Annotated in this window: 18 protein-coding genes; 9 read left to right on the forward strand and 9 right to left on the reverse strand. The window is 48.1% G+C overall.

Features of this window, described 5'->3' with window-relative positions:
- Nucleotides 1–28: 28 nt before the first annotated feature.
- Both GSO_RS07765 and GSO_RS18170 read left to right on the forward strand, forming a co-directional pair.
- Complete coding sequence (locus GSO_RS07765; RefSeq protein ID WP_010490822.1) at nucleotides 29–628, forward strand: hypothetical protein; 600 nt, start codon at nucleotides 29–31, stop codon at nucleotides 626–628.
- Between the two features lie 142 nt (nucleotides 629–770).
- Entirely contained in the window at nucleotides 771–944 is a 174-nt protein-coding gene (locus tag GSO_RS18170) for a hypothetical protein (protein WP_010490824.1), read from the forward strand.
- A gap of 200 nt (nucleotides 945–1,144) precedes the next feature.
- Here the strand turns inward: GSO_RS18170 and GSO_RS07775 are convergent, their stop codons facing one another.
- From GSO_RS07775 to GSO_RS07800, 6 genes are all read right to left on the reverse strand, one after another.
- Nucleotides 1,145–1,669 carry a hypothetical protein gene (locus GSO_RS07775; RefSeq protein ID WP_010490826.1) on the reverse strand — a complete coding sequence of 175 codons (525 nt, stop codon included), beginning with the start codon at nucleotides 1,667–1,669 and terminating at the stop codon, nucleotides 1,145–1,147.
- Nucleotides 1,659–2,294, reverse strand: coding sequence for an ATP-binding cassette domain-containing protein (locus GSO_RS07780; RefSeq protein ID WP_010490828.1), 636 nt, complete (start codon nucleotides 2,292–2,294; stop codon nucleotides 1,659–1,661). Before GSO_RS07780 ends, GSO_RS07775 begins: the two co-directional genes overlap by 11 nt.
- A 10-nt stretch (nucleotides 2,295–2,304) precedes the next feature.
- The gene (locus tag GSO_RS07785) at nucleotides 2,305–3,024 is read right to left on the reverse strand and encodes a hypothetical protein (RefSeq protein WP_010490830.1); all 720 of its coding nucleotides are present in this window, start codon (nucleotides 3,022–3,024) and stop codon (nucleotides 2,305–2,307) included.
- Nucleotides 3,024–3,704 (reverse strand): hypothetical protein, encoded by a 681-nt coding sequence (locus GSO_RS07790; protein ID WP_010490832.1) that lies wholly within the window; start codon nucleotides 3,702–3,704, stop codon nucleotides 3,024–3,026. Before GSO_RS07790 ends, GSO_RS07785 begins: the two co-directional genes overlap by 1 nt.
- Nucleotides 3,694–4,443: a hypothetical protein gene (locus GSO_RS07795; protein WP_052308269.1), complete on the reverse strand. Its 750-nt coding sequence runs from the start codon at nucleotides 4,441–4,443 to the stop codon at nucleotides 3,694–3,696. The genes GSO_RS07790 and GSO_RS07795 overlap by 11 nt, the downstream gene beginning before the upstream one ends.
- Before the next feature lie 128 nt (nucleotides 4,444–4,571).
- Nucleotides 4,572–4,982, reverse strand: coding sequence for a DUF2712 domain-containing protein (locus tag GSO_RS07800; protein ID WP_010490837.1), 411 nt, complete (start codon nucleotides 4,980–4,982; stop codon nucleotides 4,572–4,574).
- A 350-nt stretch (nucleotides 4,983–5,332) separates the two neighbouring features.
- Here GSO_RS07800 and GSO_RS07805 point away from each other — a divergent pair, with 350 nt between their 5' ends.
- The gene (locus GSO_RS07805) at nucleotides 5,333–6,199 is read left to right on the forward strand and encodes a helix-turn-helix domain-containing protein (protein ID WP_010490839.1); all 867 of its coding nucleotides are present in this window, start codon (nucleotides 5,333–5,335) and stop codon (nucleotides 6,197–6,199) included.
- A 203-nt stretch (nucleotides 6,200–6,402) separates the two neighbouring features.
- On the opposite strand, the gene GSO_RS07810 is transcribed toward GSO_RS07805, so the two are convergent.
- Both GSO_RS07810 and GSO_RS07815 read right to left on the reverse strand, forming a co-directional pair.
- Nucleotides 6,403–7,038, reverse strand: a complete 636-nt coding sequence (locus GSO_RS07810; protein WP_010490840.1) for a CPBP family intramembrane glutamic endopeptidase — start codon at nucleotides 7,036–7,038, stop codon at nucleotides 6,403–6,405.
- A 166-nt stretch (nucleotides 7,039–7,204) separates the two neighbouring features.
- Nucleotides 7,205–7,483, reverse strand: coding sequence for a hypothetical protein (locus tag GSO_RS07815; RefSeq protein ID WP_044112780.1), 279 nt, complete (start codon nucleotides 7,481–7,483; stop codon nucleotides 7,205–7,207).
- Between the two features lie 569 nt (nucleotides 7,484–8,052).
- Here GSO_RS07815 and GSO_RS07825 point away from each other — a divergent pair.
- Genes GSO_RS07825 through GSO_RS07840 form a run of 4 tightly spaced genes read left to right on the forward strand, consistent with a single transcriptional unit; the run spans nucleotide 8,053 to nucleotide 13,186 of the window.
- The gene (locus GSO_RS07825) at nucleotides 8,053–9,840 is read left to right on the forward strand and encodes an L-fucose isomerase (RefSeq protein WP_010490843.1); all 1,788 of its coding nucleotides are present in this window, start codon (nucleotides 8,053–8,055) and stop codon (nucleotides 9,838–9,840) included.
- A 21-nt stretch (nucleotides 9,841–9,861) separates the two neighbouring features.
- The gene (locus GSO_RS07830) at nucleotides 9,862–11,391 is read left to right on the forward strand and encodes a rhamnulokinase (protein ID WP_010490845.1); all 1,530 of its coding nucleotides are present in this window, start codon (nucleotides 9,862–9,864) and stop codon (nucleotides 11,389–11,391) included.
- Between the two features lies 1 nt (nucleotide 11,392).
- Nucleotides 11,393–12,736, forward strand: coding sequence for a sugar porter family MFS transporter (locus tag GSO_RS07835; protein ID WP_010490847.1), 1,344 nt, complete (start codon nucleotides 11,393–11,395; stop codon nucleotides 12,734–12,736).
- A 12-nt stretch (nucleotides 12,737–12,748) separates the two neighbouring features.
- On the forward strand, nucleotides 12,749–13,186 hold the full coding sequence (locus GSO_RS07840) for an RbsD/FucU family protein (RefSeq protein WP_010490850.1): 438 nt from the start codon (nucleotides 12,749–12,751) through the stop codon (nucleotides 13,184–13,186).
- A 422-nt stretch (nucleotides 13,187–13,608) separates the two neighbouring features.
- Here the strand turns inward: GSO_RS07840 and GSO_RS07850 are convergent, their stop codons facing one another.
- Nucleotides 13,609–14,409, reverse strand: coding sequence for a class II aldolase/adducin family protein (locus tag GSO_RS07850; RefSeq protein WP_010490854.1), 801 nt, complete (start codon nucleotides 14,407–14,409; stop codon nucleotides 13,609–13,611).
- 195 nt (nucleotides 14,410–14,604) lie between these two features.
- Here GSO_RS07850 and GSO_RS07855 point away from each other — a divergent pair, with 195 nt between their 5' ends.
- Entirely contained in the window at nucleotides 14,605–15,360 is a 756-nt protein-coding gene (locus tag GSO_RS07855; protein WP_010490856.1) for a DeoR/GlpR family DNA-binding transcription regulator, read from the forward strand.
- 132 nt (nucleotides 15,361–15,492) lie between these two features.
- Nucleotides 15,493–16,953 (forward strand): catalase, encoded by a 1,461-nt coding sequence (locus tag GSO_RS07860; RefSeq protein WP_010490857.1) that lies wholly within the window; start codon nucleotides 15,493–15,495, stop codon nucleotides 16,951–16,953.
- Nucleotides 16,954–17,088 lie beyond the last annotated feature (135 nt).

Here is a 17,088-nt window from a genome sequence, read left to right on the forward strand (position 1 = left end):
GCGGATTGAAAGCTAGGGGGCATGTGAGATGACAGATGTAACGGCAACGGCACTCTTGTTAGGCGGATTGCTTTATCTCGAGTGGCAGCAGCAACGACAGCTGCAAATCAAAACCAAGTCCTCTTGGCTTAAAGTCGTGGTTGCCATCGTCGCAGCGCTGTTAATCGTCACGCTGTTCTGGTCGGCAAACACCATCAGCAACCTCCGTCTCGTGATTCTGGCGATTCTGGTGGCTAGCGTCGGGCTGTATCGCCAAGGGTTAGGCAAAACCAAAGTTATCACGTATGGCTCGGTCGCGCATGCCAGTGACTACCGGCGCTACGATCGGATCATCACTGAAACCATCAAGCAAGGCACTATGGTCACTTTTTGGTCTAAAAAAGGCGGCAGCTACTCCTTGATGTTTGATCAGCCCGAGGCCCAGATCCGCCAGTTCTTCAAGGAAAACCTGCCACAAAATGTGGCGCTGTTAACTGCGGAAGAATGGGCCACGTTAGAAAATCGCGATGCTCAAGATGATCGCCAGCGTCAGGCAGATATGTTGGCCGCGATTCGTAATCGGCCACAGCGGAATCGATTGCCGTGGCAGAAACGGGAGCGGCGGTCTGAGGTGACGCATAAAGGTTGAATAAACGAAGAAAGTCCCGAGCGATCGGGGCTTTTTGCTACGTTCAGTTTTCTTTACTTTACATTCAAAATGTTATATTGTCAGTGCATAAAAATCCGCCGACTAATGATTTCGTCCCAGTAAGAAGCGAGGAGGATGTGGCATGACGCTGCTTAGAAAAGTCATTTGGGTAGTCGTGTTTGTTATTTACGGTTTTGTGCTTTTTGCGGCTTCTTATTATGGCAACAGCGCTTTTCTTTTACCGGTGATCGTCGTTCCCGCTATTTTTTCGGGGATTTTTTGGCTGATTGAAAATGCTAAGAAAAATAAGAAGTGAGGATTGGGAGCTGCTGAAAAACGCAATAAAAGCAGGTATCATACCAGCAAGCCAATTCTTGACTGGTAGGGATACCTGCTTTTTGATGTGCTTGAAGCCACTTGTAAGTATCATGGAGCTGGTCTTTGTCTGCTATAAAACTGATTGCATCTCGATTTTACTAACAGAATTGTCCAAGGCCTAACCAGAGCAAGATCAAATCACTCCAGCAACAGCGAATATTTCACATAATGATTCGCCGCCGGCACTAAAAAACTAAATCTCATTTTCTGATTGCGTAACGCATAATTTGCTTGCGTTGTCGTGAAATGCAGCGTGATGGGTTGTTTGGCAGCTAAAAGATGTTCGGTTTTATGAATGCGCTGGTTGTCTTTATCCGTAACATCGGCAGTTGCAGTGCTGATGCTATAGGGGATGTTCAGCCACATGTTTTCCAAAAAGTTGGGGTTATTTTTCTTATATCCATAATTGGCCGAGCCGGTTTGTTTGATTGTCAGTTCAACTGGCACCATGATTTGGCCTTTGCTTTTTGAGACATGGGCGCTGCGAATCATGAAGTCGACGTTCATGGCATGAATGAGTTGATTTTCATGAATGAAGACTTCTTTGGTGACGCCGAGTGATTTTGGGTTTGCATTGACTTCGTGGTAACGGAAAATACCGATCGACATCACTAAGATTAAGGCCAGAAAAGTCATCATCCAAAGCTTATGTTTAGTGCGCATCACTGATCGTCCCTTCCTTTACCAATAGCTTTTGCGTCGCCACATGCTCCACAAAGTCGTGATCGTGCGAGGCGATGATGAAAGTGGCGCCTTTGGCATGATAATCATGAATAAGTTGGACCAACTTGCCGATGGCGTCATGATCTAACGCATTGGTGGGCTCGTCCAAGACGATCAGTGGATAGCCGCCCAAAAAAGCCTCCGCAATGCCTAGCTTCTGCTTCATACCTAAAGAAAACTTGCGTACTTTTTGCTTGGGAAATCTTGCGAGGTTAAAATAAGTCAGCAAATCCTGAATTTGCGATGAATGGATATTGGGGTCTAGTCTGGCCAGTAGTTCCAGATTTTTAGCCGCCGTGAAGTCTTCGATGAGGCTGGGGTTTTCGATTAAGATACCGGCTTTGATCGGGTAAGCATCTTGCGTCCGCACGGTTTTACCGGCGACTGTTACATTGCCGGTGACGGCGATGAGCCCTAGCAACGCTTTTAAAATCAACGTTTTGCCAGAGCCGTTGATGCCTTCAAGTGTTGCAATGTTGCCGCGGTCAATTTTGGCATTGACTTGGTGCAAGAGTTGCCGATGCTTGATGACTTTAGCTACCTGATGTAATTCGATAAGTGTCATGAAGTCCTCCTCAAGCTAACTTGATGTTGCGGTCAATGATGACGTAACCCAGCGTCATTGCGAGGACGATGCCGAGCCAAATTAGGATTGCGTTCCAAGTTCCTATGGTAGGGAGTCGGTTGAGCATCAGGAAACTGAATGGGTTAAACCGATTTTCTGTATAGGCTGTCGCGATTAAGATGGTGGCAGGAACGATCAAGGCAAGTGGCGGATTGAATCGATTGCCAATGGCTTGAACCAACAGGAGCGTGAAAACGCCTAGCCAAGTGAGGCAAAGAAGTTCGCTGAAGGTCCCTGGGGTGGTGGAAAGCCCCGCTCGCGATGTGGCGATTGAGGCTAGAAACATTGAGGTCATTGTCGACGCACAATAGGTCGTTGTGATGAAACCCAGCAACAGCAAATTGACATTGGCAAACTGCCGCGGTGGTATTTGTAATCCACGCAGGTGCATCGTGCGCGCCTGCCACAGCTGCTTGAAGCTGTTGAGCGAAATTAAAAGCGGGGCAAAGAAATAAACGAACCACAAAACCGGCAAGACGACATGATGGGTTTCGACCATGGCGTAACTGGTGCCATCAAAAAACAGGTTGATGACTGATATATGGGGATTGTCAGCAATATGGAAAGTGAGCGTGATGATGGCGAGGTTCATAAATATCAGCCAGAAAATCAAACGGATCCGAATGATGTGCCAGTAAAAGAGGAACTGATTTTGGAACAGTCGCCACACTATAGATCCCTCCTCCCGATAATCTGCGTCATAATCGCAACGAACACTAAAATAGCGCCTAACATGATGGTTTCTTTGCCAATCAAGATGATGTTTGTATCTGCACTGCCAAAGTCGAAGAGCAAAGAAGGTATATGGGCGGTGGCAAGGTAAAAAGATAACGCGCTGATGGAAAAGCTAATGAGAAATGCGGTTAGCTTGCTTTTGGCGGCAAAGGTGAGTGTGATCGCAATCATTCCCAGTAAAAAACACGCTGTCCACAAACAAACTGCGCGTACCAAAATTGTGAACCAGGTTGCCGCTAAAAAATAAAAGTGGTGGTTGATGGTAATTGTCAAAAAGGTGCCAACAGTCCAAACGCCAGCCATGATGATGGTGGTTAAGCAAAGCCGATAAATTGCTTGAAGAACGACCACTTTTCGCGATTGATAAATCAGAATATCTTGCGAACGAATCTGAGTGGTGGCAAGTAATGCGAGCAGGTAAGTCGGAATCAGTCCGCAAAAAATTAAGTAGCGAGGGAAAATAATTACGATCAGATTTTCCGGTGACATGAGTTCTTGGTTTAAGCTGTTGCCATCGATCAAACTGATGATGAGCGTGATCACGGCACAGACGACATGAATTTTGAGAAATGCATGCGTGAGTAGATTCTGTTGACGGATGACGTTACGGTACAAGATGCTTCACCCCGATTTGGGAAAAGACAATGCAATAGATTAGCATCAGTAAAGTGACAATGCTAGTGACCGCGAGATTGACATTGACCGTGGGTGACATTTCATGGAGAAAGTCAGCTGGTGAATAACTGACAGAATTAGGTAATTTGATGAAGCTATTGAGCATCAACACAACAATTTGCGCAACCAGTCCTAGGCTCATGGCAACAAAGGCGTTTTTGATCCAAATCGCCGTCACCGTCACAAAGACAGAAAACAGACCTGCCCAAGTGCTTGCAAAAAGGATGGAAATGGCAGCGTGCAATAATGGGTGGGCATAGTAAAGACTGACCAACATCGTGTTTTGGTTAATTAACAGGATGTTGCTGTTCAACAGGTTGTCCGGTTTTATGTTGGGTAAAACGGTAAAATAGAACGCAAGATTAAGCAACAATGCCAATGTAATGATGGCAAAACCGGTTAAAAAGGCAATACCAATATAGGACCACATGACCCTTTGCAAAGGGGATTGCAATTTGACCTTTGCAAACAAGCCGGAATCAACATCGTTTTTCAACAAGGTTCCGGCGGGGATGCTAGCGATCAAAGGCAACAAAATAAAAAAGATGATCGGTAAAAAACTGAAAGGGTCAATTGACAGCCAACGGGTATAAGGAGAATTGCCGGCGGGGATCGGTTTTAATAGTTGAATCATCTGTAACCCACAGATCGATAAAGCAATGATACTAGCTAAAACCATTCGTTTCTTCGGTAGACGCAGCCATAAAAATGCCAATGTATAAACACCTCGTTAGAAACAAACAACGCTCGGACGAATATCTTAGGGTGATTTCGTTCGAGTGTTGTTTGCCTAGGTTTTGTTTTCACTCAGATGCTATCAGGACTCCAAACGCCGTCAGCTGAACCGTCAGACCATGAACTTGAATCAATTCTTACCGAAATGCCTGATCCATGATTCTCCACAGCGTTATTCCACAGAAAGGTTGTTGTACCTGCATAACTTCTGTAGTTATGGCCACCAGAGGCATCTCGACCATCATACAAAGCGGCCCAGATAGTGATGTAACCAACATTGCCATGGGTTGAGTTTGTTTTGTTGTAGTAAGAAGTTCGATTTGTTTTTTTCCGTGCGGGTGTGTGGTCGTTGGGGGACCAAACACGATACTCGTTGTGCCATGAAGTGTCGCCGTGATTATCCGCTAAGACCGTTGTGGATACGCCTGTTGAAACTAATAGTGACCCCGCAGCCACCAAACTCGCCAACTTTTTCTTAAACATGAAAATACCTCCTCAATCTGCTCTGCTCCTGCAGAACAACAGCAATTTATAGAAATTGGATAATCTTCACATTTTGTTCCATTTTGCTCGCTTTTTTTAAAATTGAAGTGTACATTTTAATCGAAACGAACAAAGCATCGTGTACCCGAGTTGAAACCCACATATTTTAACAAGAGCCATGATGTATTCTTATTGTGAAGATTCCAAACGTATCAACAACATCACCTACACATCTGTTTAGAGTTATTACCACCCCTTTCTTGCCACCAAAATCGTACGATAGCTCGTTTATGAAGGCAATTCTTTAGGCGGTTTACTTGCATATATGAAAATATGAAGAGGTGAATGCCGTGACAGATACATTTGCAAATTTTGGATTGTTGCTGGCGGCTATGCGCAAACGGCGACAGCTGCGTATGGCAGACATTGCCGGTAACACTAGTTTGAGCACCATTTCGCGATTTGAACGAGGCAGTCAGACCATTTCGATTAAGCTTGCCAGCGACTTGTTCCGACGCGTTCATGCTTCATTGCCGGAAACTGCCGAACTCGTGGATGGTTCAACCGAAATTCCCGAGATGTGGCAAACATTAGCTGAGGCTGCGCTTACTGAAGACACCCGCGAGTTAGACAAAGTGATTGTTGCGTTTGAAGAAAAGCCGGATACTATCAATGCGATGATCGTCACTGTTCTCAAAACTTATCGCAGCATGTTCAAACACGAAAAGTTGGATCGGGGTCACGCAATTGCGCCGGTGATTCACTATTTGCTCGGCAATGGCCGGTGGTTCCTGCTGGAGTTCCAACTGTTTGCGGCTTCAATTTACTTAGCCAATCCTGAAGACAGCAGGCATTGTCTGATCAGAGCCATTCATGAAATCGACCATGCCCATGCCCATATTTTTCTGGAACCATTCACCAGTGGCTTGTTCTACGCGGCAGTCGCAGCCATTGAAAAGCATGATGTACCAACGGCAAACGTCTTGTTAGGAAACTTACGCGGACTGGTTGCTACTGCCGACACGATTTTCCTCAAATACCGCATCAGGATGATAGAGGCAGCATTGCGGTGTTCACTCCGCAACGAACCGCACGAGTATCAACATATCGTGGAGATGCTCACTTTTCTACATACCATCGGCGCCGATAACTATTGTGTGGCCGATCGCCATTGGCTGCGAAAGATGGGGATTGAGGTTCATTTGAGTTTTGATTAGTGGGTTGACGCATTGTCGGATAATAGGGCTGTCAAACAAAGAGGTGCATGAATTTTCGTTTTGAAAATTCATGCGCCTCTTTGTTTGACTCTGGCTTAAAGATTAACGGGTCACGAGGGCTACAACAATTGATAAAATCGTTTAACAGGATCCACACAAAGATTTAAAGGCCAGTTTGAAGTTAAGCCTAGTTTTAGTGTCTCTTAAAGGAAAAATATGGCTAGCACTGCAACTATATTTATGACGGCATGCAGCGCAATCGAGTTTTGCAACTTACCACTTTTCCAATAGACAAATCCAAGTACGATTCCCGTGAAGGCGTACATCAAGAAGCCAAAAATTGTGTTGCTTTCATGCCCGGATGAGAACAAAAGGGCACTTAGTATGATTTTAATCCAAGCTTGATTTGAATTGAAAAATAGACTAAACACCATTCCTCGAAAAACCAACTCTTCGACGATTGGCGTTACGATCACCATACTAATGATAAACAGACCAACCATCAGCTGGTGATGGTCAAACAAGGATCTTTCGATGATTTGGTTATTTGGTGTTTGTGTTTGATGATATGTTATGTAATTTAGATAAGTAAAAATAGCATCACTCATCAGGCCAGCAGCATAACCACCGAAAATATATCCAAGGTCGTGAAGACTGGCCTTTTGCAGAATGCCAGTACCTGTGTTTTTTCGGACGAATCTATATGCAACGAAAATAACGACTGCCTCTGCGAAAACAAAAGCGTTCGTAAGTTCAACTAAAGCCAAGGTACTTTTGGCATCAGCCATCAGCAATAAAAAGCACTGCGGGAGCGGCGACACGAAGTACATCAGCATCATATAAGCGATTCTTTTGAGCAAAGGATCTCTCTGAATCGTCACGGGTTATCACAGTCTCTCATAATTGTTTGTTTTCCAACGCATTAGCGCATTTTGCTTTCATTTAGTGGCGTGCGGAAGGCACCAAACTCATCAGAAGCGAGCAACACAACTGCCTGTTACACTCTCACGAATCCAGATAACTGCTCAACGTCCCTAATGCTCCGCGATTGGTACCAAAAGGCAGGTTTTGATCATAGAGAGCTTGAAAATCATCATAAAGTTTTCCCGCATCACGTGACAGACCGAACTGCATTGACTCTCTCTGTAAACTGATAAGGGTCTGTTGAAGAACCGCGACATTATATCTGCCTTTTTCCATATCGGCTTTTGCCATAAGCCCGAATTTTCGCTCGTGGTCTTTGATATCGGGATCGAGGACAAAATCGTATAGCTTGTTTAGCATATCTTCGTTTATTTGAGCATTCTTTTGATGTTTCAATATGTCTACCACCTTTGGCAATATAGCTTCGACGTTGACGACCATCTGTATCTGCAATGCTAACAACAGTTATGATACCACTAAAAAAGAATTGGTTTATTCTTCGCGTGTATTTTTCCGCTGATAAATGTTGCTTAACCTGCATCTTACTAACACACAGAGAAATTTATATTAAATAATTTATTTTGAAGTGCTACAAACATTCCTGATACTATCAGCAAATTCACATCAAGAAATCGTCTGTTTAAGATACAGTTAGGTGCCATCAGTTTTCCAAGCATGAACACTCCAGCAACGCGCTTCTGATTGGATCAGCCCACCAATAATTTTCTTTTGGTATACCCACCCTAGCGAAGAAAAGTTCACAAGCTTGATGAACTATGACGAAAATTGGCGCTTTTTTTGACGAAGTTTCAATCATTTTGCCAACCCTTGGCGCGTGGAATGAAAGCGCTTATCATAAAAGCCGTAGTCAGCTGATGAAATTAACAAGATGGTAACTAGACAAGCAGCACATGTGGAGGCAAAAACAAATGACAAACATGACATTCCCGAAGATTGGTATTCGTCCGACGATTGATGGTCGGCGGCGTGGCATTCGTGAATCATTGGAAGATCAAACGATGAAGATGGCGCATTCGGTGGCGGACCTTTTGGCGGCGACGCTTAAATATCCGGATGGCTCGCCGGTGCAGACGGTGATTTCCGACACGACCATTGGCGGCGTTAAAGAAGCCGCAATGTCGAAAGAGAAGTTCGATCGCGCCGGGGTGTGCGGCACGATTACGGTGACCCCGTGCTGGTGCTATGGCAGTGAAACGATGGATATGTCACCGGATCTGCCGCACGCGATTTGGGGCTTTAATGGCACCGAGCGTCCGGGTGCCGTTTATCTGGCGGCCGTGTTGGCGGCGCATGCTCAGAAAGGCATCCCGGCGTTTGGTATTTATGGTCATGATGTGCAAGATGCCGACGATACCAGCATTCCTGACGATGTCAAAACCAAACTGATTCGGTTTGCCAAAGGTGCGCTGGCGACCGGCATCATGCGCAACAAGAGTTACCTGTCGATCGGTAGTGTAGCGATGGGAATTGCCGGTTCGACCGTTGACCCTGATTTCTTCCAGGAATACTTAGGCATGCGTAACGAATATGTGGACATGACGGAAATTGTTCGTCGCTGGGACGAAGGCATTTACGATAGGGAAGAATTTGAAAAGGCCTTGGCCTGGGCCGAAAAGAATACCCCGATTGGCCCGGATCTTTACAACGAAGACGATCCGAACAAATTTACCGACGAGCAAAAACATGAGCAACTCGTTGCTTGCGTGAAAATGACCATGATTGCTCGTGACCTCATGGATGGCAATAAGAAACTTGCCGACATGGGCTTCAAGGAAGAAGCAGAAGGGCACAACGCGATTGCGGCTGGGTTCCAGGGACAGCGGCAGTGGACGGATCATTTTCCAAATGGCGACTACATGGAAGCCTTCATGAATTCCCAGTATGACTGGAATGGCATTCATCAGCCGCATGTTTTTGCGACCGAAAACGATTCGTTGAATGCGACCTCCATGTTGTTCAACTACCTGTTGACCAACACGCCGCAGATTTTTGCTGATGTGCGGACGTACTGGAGCCCTGAAGCCGTTGAGCGGGTCACTGGCACCAAACTTGAAGGGTTAGCCAAGAACGGATTCTTGCATCTCTCTAATTCCGGAGCCCAAACGCTTGATGCCACCGGTCAGGAGACGATTGACGGCCAGCCGGCGATCAAGCCGTTCTATGACTTAAGCGAAGAAGAAGCCCAGGCCAATCTTGACCATACCCGCTGGATTCCGGCTAACATTGGCTACTTCCGTGGCGGCGGCTTCTCATCCAACTATGTGACCCGCGGCGGTGAAAAGGGCATGCCAGTCACCATGGCCCGCCTGAATCTTGTCAAGGGTGTGGGTCCGGAATTACAGGTGGCAGAAGGCTATGCCGTTGATTTGCCGGAAAATGTTTTCGACATTATCAACAAACGGACCGATCCGGGTTGGCCATCAACATTCTTTGTCCCGATTTTGACCGGACATGGCGCGTTCAAATCGGTTTATGACGTGATGGACAACTGGGGTGCCAATCATGGAGCCATCAGCTATGGGCATATCGGTGCTGATTTGATTACCTTAGCTTCGATTTTGCGGATTCCGGTGAATATGCACAATGTTCCTGAAGCCGACATTTTCCGGCCACGGGCATGGTCGTCACTTGGAACAGAAAATCTCGAAGCGGCTGATTTCAATGCCTGCAAGAACTTTGGTCCGTTATACAAATAGCTGGGGAAATGAGTGATAACCATGGCAATAACAAATTTAATTGCCGTCGATCTGGGCGCGAGTTCCGGTCGCTTGATTTCCGGCCAGTTTGATGGTGACCAAATTCACTTAAAAGAGCAGTTTCGCTTTTCCAATCAGCCAGTGGCGGTGAATGGCCATTTGTACTGGGATTATCTGAAAATTTTCCAGGAAATCAAGTATGGCCTGGCTATTGCGCGGCGAGATCTCGGGCGGATCGACGGCATGAGTATTGATACCTGGGGCGTTGATTATGGCATTCTGAGTCAACGCGGTGAGCTGTTATTTGCACCGCACAGCTACCGGGATTCGCGAACCGAGGCCGTCAAAAAGGCTTTTTATCAGCGCATGAGTCCGTGCAAGCTGTTTTTGGAAACAGGCAATCAGGCGGCCATGATCAACACCAATGTGCAACTTTTTGCTGATGTGACCCGTTATCCGTTTTTGCTGACGGAAGGCGCGGATGTGTTGATGATGCCGAATCTGATTGGGTATTTCTTTACCGGTGTCAAACAGACCGATTTTACGATTGCCAGCACCAGTGGTTTGCTTGATGTTGCCAATCGTGACTGGGATGAAGCGGTTTTGCACAAGCTGGGCATTCCGCGGAACTGGTTTGGTCAGCTGGTGACAGGCGGTGCCGTGCTGGGACCACTGCGGCCGGAGATTCAGGCGGAGTTGCAGCTGAATGAGGAGATGCAGGTCATCAATGGTGTCGGGCATGATACCGCCGCGGCGGTGTTAGCACTGCCGTTGACGCCGGAAGATTGGCAACAAACCGCGTTTATCAGTTGCGGTACCTGGTCCATCATCGGCCGCAAAACTCCCAAGCCAATCGTGTCACTGGCGGCAGCCGATGCCGGCTTGACCAATGAGGGCTGCTTTGACGGCAGCAATCGCCTTTTACAAAACGTGACCGGTCTGTGGATCGTGCAGGAGTTGCAACGGGAATGGTCGTATCAAGGCGAGATGGTTAATTTTGCCAAAATGACCGCAGAAGCGCAGGCGGCTGAATCTTTGCACAGCTACATTGACCCGAATCATCCGTTGTTCACCGGCCCGAGTCGGATGGAAGAAAAGATTGAAGCCTTCCTGCACCAAACCGGTCAATCGTTGCCGCAAAGTCGCGGTCAGCTGGTGCGTACCGTTTTGGAAAGTCTGGCGATGACGTATCGGCAAACTATTTTCAACTTGGAACAGGCGGCGGAAATGCCACTGACGAAGATCCATATGTTTGGCGGCGGGATCCAGAATCAGTTGTTAGTGCAGCTAACGGCAGATTTGACGCAAATGCCGGTCAGCGCCGGGCCGATCGAAGCCAGTGTGACCGGGAATATTGTGTCACAGCTGCTGGTGCTGAAAAAATTAGCGCCGGAAGACGTGGCCGCAACCATGAAGCAGTCGTACACCGTTGCGACGATCCAGCCGCAAGCAGTGCCGGATCTCGACGCGCACTTCAAGGCGTTTCAACAGATTGTCGAACGAGGCAAGGCAGTAGCGGCTGAGTTACCACCAAAAATGGAGGCGAAGTGATATGGGGACGACATCGAAGCAACCTGTCACCAAACCGGCAACGAAACCGATTGTGTACCTGTTTGCCATTCTGGGCGGTTTTGCCGGGTTGTTATATGGCTACGATTCAGGCGCCATTTCGCTGGCCTTGCCGTCGATTACCACTGCATTCGGCTTAAATTCAGCAGAAAAAGGTTTGGTCGTTTCGTTTCTGCTGTTCGGCGCGTTGCCGTCTATCGTTGTTTTTACCGCGATGGAGAAGAAAATTGAACGCCGCAATGTTTTAGTCCTCGGCGGGATCATTTTCATTGCCGGCAGTATTTTCAGCGCGTTATCAACGGATACCGTGATGTTGATGATTGCCCGCTTTGTCCTCGGGGTTGCGGCCGGGATCGCCAATATGTATGGTTTGATCTATCTTTCCGAATTGGCGCCGGCCCATATTCGCGGGTTAATGTCGTCGCTTTACCAATTGAGTGTCAACGTCGGGATTCTGGCGGCTTATGCTGTTGGTGCCTATAACCTGCCGACTGATAGTTGGCGGTGGACGCTGGGACTCGGGGCCGTGCCGGCAGCGGTTTTTGCGATTGGCATGATGTTGTCGCCACAAAGTCCGCGTTGGTTGATTCGTGATCAGAAAGTTGACAAAGCGCGTCAGGTTTTAAAACGGGTCCGTGCCACTGACGATGAAGTTGAATCGGAAATTCAGGATATCCAGGATAGCTTGAAGTCCCAAGAAGCCGGGATGCGTGAGCTGTTTGGCGCCTTTAGACCGGCGATGTTGCTGCTGTTTACCTTGACGTTCTTTCAAGTGTTTACCGGTATCAACGCTGCGGTATATTATGCCCCTGAGATTTTCCACAACTTAGGGATGGCCAATGCCAGCATCATTGCCGATTTTGCAGTCGGCAGCGCATTGGTGATTTCAACGTTGATGTCGCTACCGTTTATCGATCGGTTGGGGCGGAAAAAGTTGCTGGAAATCAGTCTCGCCGGTCAAGTGCCGCCTGCCATCGTGTTGTGTCTGTGGTCCAACGATGCGACGATTGCGATCATTGCGATCTTCGTGTATGTCTTTGCTTTCGGGTTCGGATTAGGACCGGTCTTTTGGTCATATGTGCCGGAGATTCTTCCATTAAAAGCGCGGGCGTTGGGGATGGGGGTCATTACGTTTACGCAGTATCTGTTTAATGGCCTACTGTCGTTGATTTTCCCGATGATGCTGGAAGCGTTAGGGATTAACGTCTTTTACATTTTTGCGGCGTTGTCGGCGCTGGCGGTAGTTTATATTCATCGGAACGTCCTAGAGACTAAGGGGCGGACATTGGAAGACATCGAACATTATTGGGAAACCAAGCATGCGTGAGAGGGTGAAGTGATGCTGAAGCATATTCCAAAACAGTTGTCACCGGCGCTGGTTGAGACGTTGATGGAGATGGGGCATGGCGACGAGATTTTGTTGGCGGATGCTAATTATCCGGCGCGAACGAATAATGCGCGGGTGATTCGGGCTGATGGGCTGACGATTCCGACGCTGTTGCAAGGCATTTTGACGCTGATGCCACTGGATCCGTATGCGGATTATCAGGCGGTGGTTCAAGCGGTTGTGCCGGGCGACAAGAACGTTCCGGAAGGTGAGCCGCCGATCTGGCACGAGTATCGCGCCGAGCTCGCCAAGGCATTTCCGGAGTTTCACCTAAAGTCGCTGGAGCGGTTTGACTTTTACGATCATTCCAAGCAGTGCTTCGCCATTGTGCAAACTGGCGAGCAGGCATTGTACGGGAATTTGATTTTGAAAAAGGGTGTCATTGCGTAGCGGTAAGGGTGGAAAACTAAAAAGGTGGGCAATGAGTTACTTGCCGTGCCAAACTCCGCGATCTCCGGCCAGCTTGGGCTGGAACGTGGTGGGCACGACTTTGAACCCGCAAAAACCGCGGTTTCAAAGCTCGGCCTTGTTGTAGGCGGGGCAAAGACCGCCCCACCAACAACAATTTCACCACTGAGCCCATCTGGCCTCCGATCGCTTCGCCTTGGCACTAGGGAGTCTTTACAGCATCTTGAATTGGCAAGTGAAACTTTTGATAATTCATAAAAGCCGAACATTTCCCAATGGGAGTGTTCGGTCTTTTTGCGGCTTAGCCTAACCGAAGTATTAACCGTAAACAGCAAAAAAGCCGCTTCGGCCTAGTTGTCTTTTGATACAACTGGGATAAAGCGACGTTGGGTCTGGATCATACCCTATTTGACGGTGCTGGCTGGTGCGACTTCGCCTGGCTGCATTTCGCTGGCTGGGCGTTGGGGATTTTTGGGTAATGGGACTTGCTTGGCTTTGATTGGGATGCCGGGGACGGCGATGGGTGGGACTTCTTTGTAGGGTTTTTGATAATTTTGGCCGCAGGAGTGGTAGTCGTCGAGTAGGCCTAGTTTGATGAAGATGGCTTGCTGATAGGCGATGCGGGCGTTCCATTCCAAGGTTTCCATGATGCGCGCCGCAATGTGGAGATCGGTGCTGGTGATGAGGATGCCGTGGCTGTCTAATAGGAAGACATTTTCCATTGCCTTGTCGCCGATTTTTTTCAAAGCCTTGTAGACGGTGTTGGCGAGTTCCATGGACGTTGCCGGGGCAAATGGCAGCACGCGGATGCGGCCTAGCTCGCGGGTGGCTTCGGTGACGTTGGGCATATCGAGTCCGGCAGTGGCCCAGAACATGGACTCTTCTGCGTGCGAATGATAAACGCAGCGAATGCCCGGATGCGCGTTGTAGGCTTTTTCGTGCATGTTGACTTCACGCGTCACATCGCCGACACCGTCGATTTTTTGGCCGGTCTCGGCATCGATGACCAGAATCTGCGCCGGATGTAGTTCGGAGTAATAAGTTTCGGACATAAACGTCGGGGTCATGAGGATGTAGGGATGTTCCTGTTCGTCAAAAACCTTAACCGACATGTTGCCGCCTGCGACGTTGGTATCTTTGCGATCGAACATGACTCTGACTGTGTGGGCAAGATCGTCACGTTCCGCCTGAAACATCATTTCCATTTTGAATAACTTCCTTCCATGATTGATTACCGTCATTATAGTTGAAAACGCTGTCGTAGCGGCGCTTGGCGAACATTCTGGCTAAAGCGCGGGAAACGCGGCAAAGAAGCTTCATAATTCGCCACAAAGCGTCATTTCTTGCAACCGCTTTCTCAGCCCTTTAAACTGTGTAAGGGTGAATAGGGGGACGATATTGTGTTTAAAAATGAAAGGCTCAATCGGATCATGACGATTCTGGAGCATAAAAAAGTGGTCAGTACGACGGATTTGGAGAAAACGTTATTTGTTAGCAATTCCACATTGCGCCGGGATTTAATGACTTTAGAGCGACTGGATAAGGTGCACCGCAGTTTTGGTTATGTTGAGTTGGTGAAAGCAGACAATCTGGAATTGCCGTATCTGTTTCGGGGACAGGAGCGAGCGCCGGAGAAGCATCGAATTGCCGCCACGGCGAGCGTGTTTCTCGGCGATAATCAGGCGATTTTCATTGATTCAAGTTCAACGGCTTCTTTTCTGGCACCATTCCTTGCCAAGCTGAACCATGTCATCGTGATTACCAATGGATTGCGGATTGCGGTTGAACTTGACGGCTTGCCGAGTATCAAGACCTTTGTCACCGGCGGCCGGTTGCGCAATGGTGCGGGCTCGATTATCGGGGATGATGCGATTGGTTTTCTTAATAATTTTCGGGCGAACCTGTTCTTCATGTCGTGTGTCGGCTTAACCAACGATGGCGTCTTCATGTCCAGCCAGGAGCAGTCCAGTGTGAAGCGCGCCATGATGCAACATGCGGAAAAAACGATCCTGCTGTGCGATCACTCAAAATACAACGTTAAAAGTTATTACCGCCTGTGTCACGAAGATGAGCTGGAAGCCGTCGTTTCGGACGCGCGACCGGATCAACCACTGGCGACGAGTTTGGAAAAAGCAGGCGTTGAGGTGTTGGTTTAAAGGTGCGTTAAAATGGCTGCCAAGCGAGCCGTTCGCTTGAATAATCCAGGTTATTGCATAACAATGATTGTGCACAATCTAATAGTTAGATCATCGAACCGGAGCGCCGGTTCACGCTCAGGAGGTACTCAAATGACAGATAAACTAACCACAGGCGAAGGTCAAGCGTGGGCGGATAACAATCATAGTCTGACCGCTGGCGAACGCGGGCCAGTGTTGTTGCAGGATTATCAATTGCTGGAGAAACTGGCCCATTTTAACCGGGAACGCATTCCGGAACGTGTTGTGCATGCGAAAGGTGCAGGTGCTAAAGGTGTGTTCAAGTTGACGCATGACATGAAGGCGTACACGAAGGCAGACCTGTTTAATGGCGTTGGCAAAGAAACGCCGATTTTATTGCGGTTTTCGCAGGTTGCCGGTGAAAGTGGGTATCCCGACACGATCCGTGACGTTCGCGGGTTTGCGCTGAAGTTTTACACGCAAGTCGGTAATTATGACATCGTCGGCAACAACACGCCGGTCTTTTTCGTCAATGATCCGTTGAAGTTTCCTGATTTTATTCATTCGCAAAAACGTGATCCGCGCACGCATCGACGCGATAACAACATGCAGTGGGATTTCTGGGCGCATTCACCGGAAAGCACCCATCAAGTGACTTATCTGATGGGCGACCGCGGCAATCCCGCGAGCTATCGCACCATGAACGGTTATGGCAGCCACACCTTTAAGTGGGTCAATGCGCAAGGCGAGGCTTACTGGGTTAAGTATCACTTCATCAGCCAACAAGGGGTTCAGAATATGACCGATGAAGTAGCTGCAAAAATAGCCGGAACCGATACTGATTATCTGCAAAATGACTTATTCAGCGCCATTGAAACGGGCAACTTCCCCAAGTGGACGGTCTATGTCCAAATTTTGCCGTATCAGGAGGGGTTAGATTATAAGTACGACATTTTTGATGTCACCAAAGTGGTTTCTCATCACGACTATCCGCTGATTGAAGTTGGTGAGTTTACTTTGAATGAAAATCCGGAAAATTATTTTACCGATGTCGAAGAAGCAGCCTTTTCGCCAGCTAACTTTGTTCCGGGAATTGAAGCATCTCCGGATAAGCTGCTGCAAGGGCGATTGTTTGGGTACAAGGATGCGGAACGTTATCGACTCGGCGCCAATTACGAGCAGTTGCCGGTCAATCGGCCGTTGAATCCAGTGCACAATTATGCGCGTGATGGTTTCATGGCTGCCAAGCAGGATCGATCGGTTAACTATGAACCTAATTCACATGGTGGTCCTGAAGAAGACCACAGCGCCCGGATCCATCAAGATGCTGTCAATGGCAAAATCGGCAACTATAAACCTTACGACGAGGATAACTTCTCGGCAGCCGGTCGCCTGTATCGGGTCATGAGCGAAGACGAGCGCACCCGCCTGGTCACCACGATTGTCAATAACCTCAAGCAGGTAACGAGCCAGGAAGTCCGCGTCCTCGCTGCGCATAACTTCTACAAAGCCGATCCTGAATACGGCAGTCGCGTTGCGGAACAGCTCGGGCTGCGGATTGAAGACGTGAAGGCGGGAAAAGCCGAAGCCTAAAGCCAGGATTTACGCAACCAAGTGTCAGCGAATGATAGCAAAAGAAAAAGCTGAGATAAAAAGTCACACCTGCTCAGTTTCGACAGGGAGACTTTTCATCTCAGTTTTCTTTAGGTTTCGAGATTAGCCGCTATG

The sequence above is a fragment of the Lacticaseibacillus zeae DSM 20178 = KCTC 3804 genome (assembly GCF_000260435.1).
Taxonomy (GTDB): domain Bacteria; phylum Bacillota; class Bacilli; order Lactobacillales; family Lactobacillaceae; genus Lacticaseibacillus; species Lacticaseibacillus zeae.

What these genes read in the sequence shown, in the direction of transcription:
- GSO_RS07765 (WP_010490822.1), top strand. Translation starts at nt 29, where the DNA reads ATGACAGATGTAACGGCAACGGCACTCTTGTTAGGCGGATTGCTTTAT.
- GSO_RS18170 (WP_010490824.1), top strand. Translation starts at nt 771, where the DNA reads ATGACGCTGCTTAGAAAAGTCATTTGGGTAGTCGTGTTTGTTATTTAC.
- GSO_RS07775 (WP_010490826.1), bottom strand. Translation starts at nt 1,669, where the DNA reads ATGCGCACTAAACATAAGCTTTGGATGATGACTTTTCTGGCCTTAATC.
- GSO_RS07780 (WP_010490828.1), bottom strand. Translation starts at nt 2,294, where the DNA reads ATGACACTTATCGAATTACATCAGGTAGCTAAAGTCATCAAGCATCGG.
- GSO_RS07795 (WP_052308269.1), bottom strand. Translation starts at nt 4,443, where the DNA reads ATGGTTTTAGCTAGTATCATTGCTTTATCGATCTGTGGGTTACAGATG.
- GSO_RS07800 (WP_010490837.1), bottom strand. Translation starts at nt 4,982, where the DNA reads ATGTTTAAGAAAAAGTTGGCGAGTTTGGTGGCTGCGGGGTCACTATTA.
- GSO_RS07810 (WP_010490840.1), bottom strand. Translation starts at nt 7,038, where the DNA reads ATGATGCTGATGTACTTCGTGTCGCCGCTCCCGCAGTGCTTTTTATTG.
- GSO_RS07815 (WP_044112780.1), bottom strand. Translation starts at nt 7,483, where the DNA reads ATGCTAAACAAGCTATACGATTTTGTCCTCGATCCCGATATCAAAGAC.
- GSO_RS07825 (WP_010490843.1), top strand. Translation starts at nt 8,053, where the DNA reads ATGACAAACATGACATTCCCGAAGATTGGTATTCGTCCGACGATTGAT.
- GSO_RS07830 (WP_010490845.1), top strand. Translation starts at nt 9,862, where the DNA reads ATGGCAATAACAAATTTAATTGCCGTCGATCTGGGCGCGAGTTCCGGT.
- GSO_RS07835 (WP_010490847.1), top strand. Translation starts at nt 11,393, where the DNA reads ATGGGGACGACATCGAAGCAACCTGTCACCAAACCGGCAACGAAACCG.
- GSO_RS07840 (WP_010490850.1), top strand. Translation starts at nt 12,749, where the DNA reads ATGCTGAAGCATATTCCAAAACAGTTGTCACCGGCGCTGGTTGAGACG.
- GSO_RS07850 (WP_010490854.1), bottom strand. Translation starts at nt 14,409, where the DNA reads ATGGAAATGATGTTTCAGGCGGAACGTGACGATCTTGCCCACACAGTC.
- GSO_RS07860 (WP_010490857.1), top strand. Translation starts at nt 15,493, where the DNA reads ATGACAGATAAACTAACCACAGGCGAAGGTCAAGCGTGGGCGGATAAC.